11 protein-coding genes are annotated in these 8,834 nt (G+C 44.5%); 8 read left to right on the top strand and 3 right to left on the bottom strand.

Annotation, left to right across the window (positions count from 1 at the left end; all coding sequences use genetic code 11):
• From F6K52_RS27090 to F6K52_RS27105, 5 genes are all read left to right on the top strand, one after another.
• Positions 1-389, top strand: a 389-nt coding sequence (locus F6K52_RS27090; RefSeq protein ID WP_293085670.1) for a Uma2 family endonuclease, incomplete at its 5' end; no start/stop codon positions are given.
• 363 nt (positions 390-752) lie between these two features.
• Complete coding sequence (locus tag F6K52_RS27095; protein ID WP_293085673.1) at positions 753-1,268, top strand: DUF29 family protein; 516 nt, start codon at positions 753-755, stop codon at positions 1,266-1,268.
• 35 nt (positions 1,269-1,303) lie between these two features.
• Positions 1,304-1,954 carry a Uma2 family endonuclease gene (locus F6K52_RS27100; protein WP_364419910.1) on the top strand — a complete coding sequence of 217 codons (651 nt, stop codon included), beginning with the start codon at positions 1,304-1,306 and terminating at the stop codon, positions 1,952-1,954.
• A 78-nt stretch (positions 1,955-2,032) separates the two neighbouring features.
• On the top strand, positions 2,033-2,197 hold the full coding sequence (locus F6K52_RS37110; protein WP_364419913.1) for a hypothetical protein: 165 nt from the start codon (positions 2,033-2,035) through the stop codon (positions 2,195-2,197).
• 155 nt (positions 2,198-2,352) lie between these two features.
• Positions 2,353-3,009, top strand: a complete 657-nt coding sequence (locus F6K52_RS27105) for a Uma2 family endonuclease (RefSeq protein WP_293085676.1) — start codon at positions 2,353-2,355, stop codon at positions 3,007-3,009.
• A gap of 104 nt (positions 3,010-3,113) precedes the next feature.
• Here F6K52_RS27105 and F6K52_RS27110 read toward each other — a convergent pair whose 3' ends face one another.
• Positions 3,114-3,278 carry a hypothetical protein gene (locus F6K52_RS27110; RefSeq protein WP_075901161.1) on the bottom strand — a complete coding sequence of 55 codons (165 nt, stop codon included), beginning with the start codon at positions 3,276-3,278 and terminating at the stop codon, positions 3,114-3,116.
• Positions 3,279-3,395: 117 nt separating this feature from the next.
• On the opposite strand from F6K52_RS27110, the gene F6K52_RS27115 reads away from it, so the two are divergent.
• The 3 genes from F6K52_RS27115 to F6K52_RS27125 all read left to right on the top strand — a co-directional run bounded on the left by F6K52_RS27115 (position 3,396) and on the right by F6K52_RS27125 (position 6,070).
• Positions 3,396-4,388, top strand: coding sequence for a hypothetical protein (locus tag F6K52_RS27115; RefSeq protein WP_293085681.1), 993 nt, complete (start codon positions 3,396-3,398; stop codon positions 4,386-4,388).
• A 391-nt stretch (positions 4,389-4,779) separates the two neighbouring features.
• On the top strand, positions 4,780-4,995 hold the full coding sequence (locus F6K52_RS27120; protein WP_293085685.1) for a hypothetical protein: 216 nt from the start codon (positions 4,780-4,782) through the stop codon (positions 4,993-4,995).
• A 259-nt stretch (positions 4,996-5,254) separates the two neighbouring features.
• Positions 5,255-6,070 (top strand): lysophospholipid acyltransferase family protein, encoded by an 816-nt coding sequence (locus tag F6K52_RS27125; RefSeq protein WP_293085688.1) that lies wholly within the window; start codon positions 5,255-5,257, stop codon positions 6,068-6,070.
• 166 nt (positions 6,071-6,236) lie between these two features.
• Here the strand turns inward: F6K52_RS27125 and F6K52_RS27130 are convergent, their stop codons facing one another.
• Together F6K52_RS27130 and F6K52_RS27135 are read right to left on the bottom strand one after the other, a co-directional pair.
• Positions 6,237-6,815 (bottom strand): hypothetical protein, encoded by a 579-nt coding sequence (locus F6K52_RS27130; RefSeq protein ID WP_293085691.1) that lies wholly within the window; start codon positions 6,813-6,815, stop codon positions 6,237-6,239.
• Between the two features lie 658 nt (positions 6,816-7,473).
• Positions 7,474-8,466: an RNA polymerase sigma factor, RpoD/SigA family gene (locus F6K52_RS27135; RefSeq protein ID WP_293085694.1), complete on the bottom strand. Its 993-nt coding sequence runs from the start codon at positions 8,464-8,466 to the stop codon at positions 7,474-7,476.
• Positions 8,467-8,834 lie beyond the last annotated feature (368 nt).

Genomic DNA, 8,834 nt, shown 5'->3' on the forward strand with positions numbered 1-8,834 from the left:
TAAAACGCTTCTTGATGCAGTCGCTCATGGGGGAAACCAACGGCAGTCGCTCATGGGGGGAACCCCCAAGACCGCGCTGCCTCCCCAAGACCGCGCTGCATCGCTGGCAAACATTAACAGATGAACAGCTAGTAACGTTTCCCAATATTTGTCCTGATTTTGTAGTGGAGTTACGATCTAGTTCAGACACTCTGAAATCTTTGCAAGATAAGATGGTTGAGTATATGGAAAATGGTGCTAAATTAGGCTGGTTAATCAATCCCCAACAACGCCAGGTGGAAGTTTATCGACCAGGGTTAACAGCAGAAATATTAGATAATCCTGTTGAGTTGTCTGGTGAAGAGGTTTTACCAGGTTTTTTGTTGGATTTGCATCGGGTTTGGGATTGACCAATGCCTAAAAGGATTATGGAAAAGGCGATGCTGGGATTAATGATATAAGCCCCTGAAAATTATCCCCATCTCCCCATCCTCATAGGGTGTGGGGTGTGGGGCGTGGGGTGTGGGGGTACAGACAAGCGATGCAGAGGTGCGACAATAAGCGCGAATTTAATTCGACGACTGTAAGCGCACCTAAGCCTTCACGCGGGGGTTTCACCCATGACCGCTCTGCATCGCTTACCAATTTTTTGCTCTGAAAGCTATTTTCCTAGCACCGTGCTATTGACTTTATTGAGTTAATATGCGTGCCAGATGACTTGTGCAGTTTCTTCGATAGGCTAAAGAGAACGATAAATCTGTGAGGACTGGGGTATGACTCAGGAATTAATCGATCTCAGAATAAGTATCCTAGAGGGACGCTACGCAGATGCCTTAGCAATTGTAGATGACTTGGAACAGATGAGTAAACGCGCAACTCTGCATCAGATTGAATCCTATTTAAACAAGGCATTAATTAACTTGATTAAAAACCAAGTAGAGGAGCGTTTGGCAAATTCTTGGGCAGCTTCAATTCGTGATTTCATTCGGGAAATCCAAAAACTGAATCTCAAAGATAACCAAAAAACTTATACTATCAATGCTGATCAATGGGAGTCATTGATTGACAATGAACTAGAGGCAGCAATTTCCACGGCGAGTGTGGAGGTTCTCAATGGTGCCTATACTCCAGCTCAACTTTCAAAACTAGTAGATAGAGCTCAGCTGAAGCAAACAACTCAAGATTTGCTGGCTTTGACATACCTCCATTCAAAAAAGGATTTACCTTTATTTATTAATGACTATTTAACTAAATTACCAGGAGGTTCTTATTGGAATCAAGATATATAACTATAAATCGAGTTATTCACCAATCTACCTTACCTATGACTTCCCTTCCTTATGAATCACAGCCACTAATTTCACCTCGGCAAACCTGTCTTGATGCAATAGCGAGTGGGGGAAACCCCCAAGACCGCGCTGCATCGCTGCCGACAATGTATGACTTACCCAGCGAAAATCCCAACGAACCTGGTTTGCCTGACGAATTTCATTTCTTTCAACCCCTACTATTATTGTTAACCTTTGCCCCTGCCAACTCCAACCCAGAGTTAGTCTTTAGTGCAAGTGACCTCAATCTTTACTATGATCTCAACCATCCCGGTTGGTATAAGCGACCGGATTGGTTTGGTGTAGTAGGTGTGCCTCGGCTTTATGAAAGCAAAGACCTACGTTTGAGTTATGTGATCTGGCAAGAACAAGTCAGTCCATTTGTAGTGGTAGAGTTATTGTCTCCTGGCACCGAAGATGAAGATCATGGTCAAACCGTGAGCGCACCGGGAAAACCTCCGACTAAGTGGCAGGTTTATGAACAGATTCTGCGGGTACCTTACTATGTAATTTTTAGTCGCTATACCAACGAGTTACAAGGGTTTCATCTAGTTGGTGATCACTATAAACCCGCAGTGCTAAATCAGGACAGGTTACTGATGCCGGAGTTGGGATTAAGTTTAGGGTTGTGGCGTGGCAGTTCTTGATGCAGTCGCTCATGGGGGAAACCCCCAAGACCGCGCTGCATCGCTTTTCGCGATATCCCCCGATTATGGTTACGCTGGATGACCCTTGAGGGGAATTTGATTCCTCTAGCAAGCGAGGAGTTGGCACAAGCTCAGCTCGAAGCTATAGAAGCTAAGCTCGAAGCTATAAAAGCTAAGCAACGAGCAGAACGTTTGGCGGCGCGACTGCGTGAGTTAGGTATTAATCCAGACCAATTGGATTAAGTCGCTGTCTGAATGCAGTAGCGAATCGGAGAAACCCCTAGAGGTCGGCGCTGCATTGCTGTTAAGGATTTGTGCGAACGCGCCCCGCGTGACCTACGCTCAATCCCGTAGCGTGGCCTACGGCCAATCGCATTTTCACCACAATCACTGCATCAATGGCCAGTACTTTTAGTTCAGATGAGGATTCACCTGTTAAAACTACCCAGAGAATTGTCTTACAAAACGTCAGTTGGCAGACGTACAAGGCGCTATTGGCAGACTTAGGAGATCATCGAGCCTCGCGTCTTGCCTATGCTCAAGGAATGCTAGAAATCACGATGCCCTCAGATCGCCATGAGACATACAAGCAGCTGCTAGAACGGATGGTGAATACCTTAACCGAAGAACTGAATCTTCGGGTCAAAGGGTTTGCTTCTACAACCCTGAATCGGGAGGATTTAGAGCATGGTGCAGAACCTGACTCTTGCTACTACATCGGCAATGTTGACTGTATTCAAGGCAGGACAGTAGATTTAGCCACTGATCCTCCACCAGACTTGGTGATTGAAGTCGATATTACCAGCTCATCCAGTCGGAGATTTGGGATTTACAAGCAGATAGGAGTGCCTGAAGTTTGGCGTTATATAGGACAGACTGTAGAAATTTACCGGCTGCAAAATGGAGACTATGTTCGTTGTCAGGACAATTTCACCTTTGATATTCTCTCTGTAGAGATTATCAATCAGTTTTTGCAGCAGGCAGAAACCCAAGATGACACTACGATGATTTTAGCTTGGCGTAAATGGGTCAGAGAAAATCTACCAGAGGATTAACGTTGCGGCTAAAGTATTTGGTTTTTAGGCGTTTCTGAATACTATATTCAGCAACGCCTTAATGAAGATTATTAAGGCGTTGTCTAATCAACCGTTGGTGCAGATCAAGAATCTTTGTCCCATTCAACACCTTCTTTCTTGGCCTCGGTAACAGCACGTTCTAGAAGGTAAGCAGCAAGGTTTGATAGAGGCCGTCCATCGTAATCAGCCCATCGCTGTAAATCGTCTGCAATCCGGTCTGGTAAGGTTACTTGTATACGTTTGCTCATAATCTCTATTATAAGTTTACCTGTTAGTTGATGTCAAATTTTACCTTATTTGTACTTAAAACGTGTCTTTTATATACATAATAGTATACTATTGATGTAATTACCAGCAAGTTTCCTATGGTAGAAACAGTTAGAGACAAAAGCGATCAGCCTCCTAGCTATCAGCAAGCCTTAGACGAATTCGGCATCACACAACTGTTGTCCCATTTAAAGCACTACGGCGATGCAGACTTCAATGCAGAGTCAATGGATATAGAAGAACCAGAACTAAAAACTCTAGCTACCGTCCTAATCCAGCACCTAACTGAGAATCTGACCGGAAAACTGATAGCCAGTTATTTAAATACCATCCGCCAGGTAGACTCTGATCTACTGTTTGACCCCATTAAAACAGAAATTGCGCCACCATCAATAGACCCCCCAGCTACCTGGAACCCTACAGCAACACCCCGTTATCAAACAGGCTCACCCATTAGGTGGCGACCTCTAAACGGTCAAATGGACTGGGGTGTTGTGATTGGATTCTTCTACGCCTACGCCAGGCATCAATGCCAATGGGCAATTTGCTACCTGATCTGGCTCGACAAAGACTCCCCTAGTGCGGCTTGGATCGTTGCAGATACCGCTTGGGAAGAAGACATTGAACCTCGGCATCCTAAGGGTAAGCTAACAACCAACTATAAAGATTCCTATTCTTGGACTTGCACTGAGGCTGTTGGCCCTCGAAATTATTTGAAATCACCCAATGTGCTACGAACTCCCTCTGGGAGATACCGTTTCGACGATCAATATAGAACCCCTCCCCGGACTCTAACTCAACGAGAGCAAGATCTAATTGAACTCTACAGCAACTGCCAACTGGGTATGACTCCTAGACAATTCTATCATAAATGGGATGTGAATTACGAACAAATAGCTAGTATCTGCTCGCGCTCAACTGCCACCGTTCAGCGCTGGTTTTCCAGCGGTCACAACTATCGCCGTCCCCAGCCAATTGATTTGCGCAATCTTGCCCTGATGGATTTTCTCTTGGAGCATTTTGAGGAGATTCCCCAGGTAATTAGGAATTTGCTATGTCCTTATCATCAACAGCAAATCGGGGATGGGTAATGGGTAATGGCTAACAGATAACGGAAGCTTTTTGATTTAAATCGGCAATTTGGCAACACAGCATTCTACTATAGCTGCTTTTATAGATAGGGTCGGAGGGTTGGACATCTATACAAGCAGATCAACTGCAAGCAGACTATTTAGGTGATCTAACCGTGGTCAGATCACCCTAGAAAGTAGAGGCGCTAAAAGCAATGTCTTGAAGTGTTCCACTGCTTAAAGTTCTAACGGCTATAACTTTAGTTTTATAACTGTTATTGATGCAAAGCGCGAGTGGGGGTTTCCCCCAAGACCACGCTAACTCGCTGCATCGGTAGGTTTAGTCAAAGAGATTTCATCTATTTATCAAAATTATCAGAATAATCAATCAAACATGATGGAGCAGGGTGTTATGACCTACCGTGATCGACTAAGCCCATGGTGTATTATCAAGCCACTTCCTAAAATGCAGCGAATTATTGTCGCTCGCTTTCGTCGCCGAACTGACGCTGAGGCTCATCTACAAGTTCTGCGCAGACTGATGCCTGACATGAAATATATACTCATTTTTGACCGAGACCCGGAGCAAGAGGAAATAAATACACTAAGCGCTAAAGCAACAATGTAACAAACAATACAGGTAAGCTATCAGCGATTAGCTAAAGGCCTTTGGCCACGCTACGCGAACAGCTATCAGCTATCAGCCATTCGCCTAGCGTGATCTTTGGCCAAGGCTGACTGCTGACGGCTGTTCCCACAGCGTGCGCGTAGCGCATATGCTTACGAATACAGTCGCATCCCTGGTAAGACCTTTTAGTAATCAACTTAACCTCTAGCTGAGTTTTTTTGCAATAGGATTGAACTGTAGTTAACTCAATAGTATAGCCTTGACGCATCGGTTTGGTTGGTCTTTAGAAGAGCGAGATCCAGAAGTAATTGAATCCTATCTGCCCCAGTGGGAATGGTTTTATCGCTACTACTTTCGGGTTAAAACTGATGGCTGGCAGCACATTCCTGAGAGTAAGGTGCTGTTGGTTGGTTCCCACAATGGTGGATTAGCTTCCCCTGATATGGTGATGATGATGTATGATTGGTTTCGCCGCTTTGGCACCCAGCGTCCAGTTTATGGTCTGATGCATTCCAATGCCTGGCAAATTGATCCAGGCGTGGCGCAGCTAGCGGCAAAGATGGGGGCAGTCATGGCTAATCCCCAAATGGCGATCGCTGCTTTTCGTAAGGGAGCTAGTGTCTTAGTCTATCCAGGGGGTGCCCAAGATGTATTCCGTCCCTATAGCCAGCGTCATCAAATTCAATTGGCTGGACGTAAGGGCTTTATTAAACTGGCACTACGAGAAAAAGTTCCCATTGTTCCGATTATATCCAACGGTGCCCATGATACCCTGATTGTCTTAGGTGACTGCTATGAACAGGCACGACAACTGCATGAGTTGGGGATACCCTGGTTATTTGGTCTTGACCCACAAGTTTTCCCAATTTATCTCGGTTTGCCTTGGGGATTGGCGATTGGTCCTCTACCCAATATACCCTTGCCCATAGCGATTACAACTCGTGTTTGCCCTCCGATTGTTTTTGAGCGTTATGGTCGTGTTGCTGCTCGGGATCAAGATTATGTTGATGCTTGTTACGAGCAAGTTTCTACTCAAATGCAATCTGAGCTAAATGCTTTGGTTGCTGGATTATGAGTAACTGTGCCAATTTTAGAGTTTAATTAGCATTTAAATTTTAGAGATTGGATTTTTGATTTAATGCTCCCTAAATTATTAAGACTTACCCCTAATCCCAGGTTGTTAATGGTCAATTCTTTCCTTGAATTACCTAACAATTAGTATTATTCCTAGGGAGCATTAATCACTCAGTGACTCTTCCTTGGTAGTTATCCCGGCAAACCCTCAAAATTTCCTGGTCACCATCACTAATATAACTAATGGGTTGATATCCTTCTAGTCCAACTTTGTAAGGATAAGTCATAGCGCTATAGCGATGGTCAAGGGTTAGCTGTTGACCAACTGCAGCAATGGGTGAACGTTGTTGACGGGCAATGGTATGGGACAAAGCGGTTTGGTTGTAGGGATCAATAACCGTCAAATTCATTTGTTTTGAATCTACGGTGCCGTAAAAACAGCTATATTCTGACTGAGGCATATATACCGCACCAAGCACGTTGCCCTGATTCGCTTCAAATACTAGATATTCTTTACCGATCTCTCCTGGTTGTGAGGATTCACCATAGAAGTAGATGCCATCATCAGGCATTGATGCATTTGGACTTGTTGCTTGAGTGTACGCTCTACCTGTAGTATCAATGGCTTGATCTGGCCGTTGAGGTGTTGCTGTTGCTATAGTTGATGAGGTGGTTACCAATCCTATGGTTAGCAATAGCCTTGTCAGGGGTAGTTTTCTAATATTTAGCAGTTGACGCGCTGACAAGAACGATCCAGTTAATTGGTTAAGCATCATACTTACCCCCTTTGAAAAAAAACTGTAATACACCCTAAGCAAAAATTCTGAGAGTTTAGAGCATCAACTGATGAAACTATAATCAATCAGAAAAAGTTAATTTTTCTTAAACCAGAGTTATGTTAACTCTTGAGGTTATAATCCTATTTAAGCCTAAACTAGGCTTTGGTTTGTTCCTTTGTTGAACGGTTTATCAACTGTCACAGTTGGCGCTGGTCATAGCCGGAAATTTTGCTGAAGCTTGACTACCAGCGTTCACCCAGCTAGTTGACCCTTGCTCTAAGCAACTATGACCGCGCTCCATCAAGACAGTGACCTTTTGCTGAAATAGGTGAATCTAGACTCATCTTTTATTCAAACCTTAGAATAATTTTTCGTCCAGGTTAACTTACAAATTGCTTCTTAAATGGCTACCCCAGGTTTTTTACCTCCTCACTCTCCCGTTTTGATGTGAAAATTTTGTGAATTTATAGGTGAACTTAATACAGTGATGTAAGTTTTACTCTCACTATAGAAATACTCCAAAGGTAAGAACAGAGATTTCGGGGTTTTTTACATTTCTTTACAAAAAAATAAGTGGTAACCGTTTCTGGCTACCACTCATGCTTGGAAGACATTCAACCATTAGCTAGCTAGCGATGTACTCTCGGAAATTAGCATGGCGACGCCGTAGCTGTGCTAAGGCTTGATGCTCTAACTGGCGTACCCGTTCACGACTGAGGTTAAGTCGCTTACCAACTTTAGCCAGAGACAGCTCTTTGCCATCCTCTAACCCAAAGCGTAGCGCTAGCACTTCCCGCTGTTGGGGGGTAAGTTCTGCTAACAGCAGATTTAGGTCTTGCCGCAAGGACTCCTGAGTGGTGTAGTTAACCGGTGTTAGACCATCATCTTCTAGCAGCTCAGACAGCTCTGTGTCTTGGTTATCTCCGACGCGAACGTCGAGAGAGATGGGTTGACGAGCAATGCTCAAGTATTCCCGAATCTGAGCTGGTTCTAATTCCAACTCCTTAGCAATCTCGGTGGGAGTAGCATTGCGACCTAGGGTCTGGGATAGCTCCCGTTGTACTTTCTTAATTTTGTTGAGCTTTTCAGTAATGTGGATAGGCAGCCGAATTGCACGAGCTTGCTGAGCGATCGCACGGGTAATCGCTTGCCGAATCCACCAATAAGCGTAGGTGGAAAACTTGTAGCCCCGGGTTGGGTCAAATTTCTCAACCCCTCGCTCTAAGCCCAAGGTTCCTTCCTGGATCAAGTCCAAGAATTCCATGTTGCGCTTCTGATACTTCTTAGCGATCGCTACTACTAGGCGCAGATTCGCTTCAATCATCTTGCGCTTGGCACGAGTACCTTGGTCTATGGCTTTTTTCAGTTCTGCTTCGCTCTTATTTATGTACGAAGCCCACTCTTCATTTGTCGATTCGCGCTCTAGCTCCTGTTCCAAGGTGGCTTTTTCTCCTAAGAGTGCCATCATTTGCTGCACTTGCTTACCATAAACAATTTCTTGCTCATGGGTCAGCAGAGGTACGCGACCGATCTCATGAAGATAGGTACGAACCATATCTGCTGAGAAGGTAGGCTTGGTCGGCTTGGTAGTTTTGGTTTTGGTTTTAGAAGTAGGCATGGGTGAGTGGTGACTCCAAAAACAAGCAGTATAGTAGATTCTGTTGCGGATGTTTACTCCATCAAGTAACTACAATCTCTTTATCTTGAGATCATTACGCCATGGATTGCATTACATTTATTACAAGAGGTATTAACCACCTACCTCTTTCTTTAGAAAGAGATTTAACGGTAACATTGACGCTGTATACTAAGTCAATTTTTTCTAGGTTTTGTCTGGGGCTTTCCCCAGGTTAGGTACTACTACAAGTTGACCAGGCACGCTTGGCTCATACTCTTGGGGCCTTGGTGTTTTACCCGCAACCAAATCGCGCGATGTGGGCTTGAGGGCTTCGATGTTTGATCTGCTGCTGACCCCCTGTAGTTATA

This window comes from Moorena sp. SIO3H5 (genome assembly GCF_010692395.1).
Lineage (GTDB): Bacteria > Cyanobacteriota > Cyanobacteriia > Cyanobacteriales > Coleofasciculaceae > Moorena.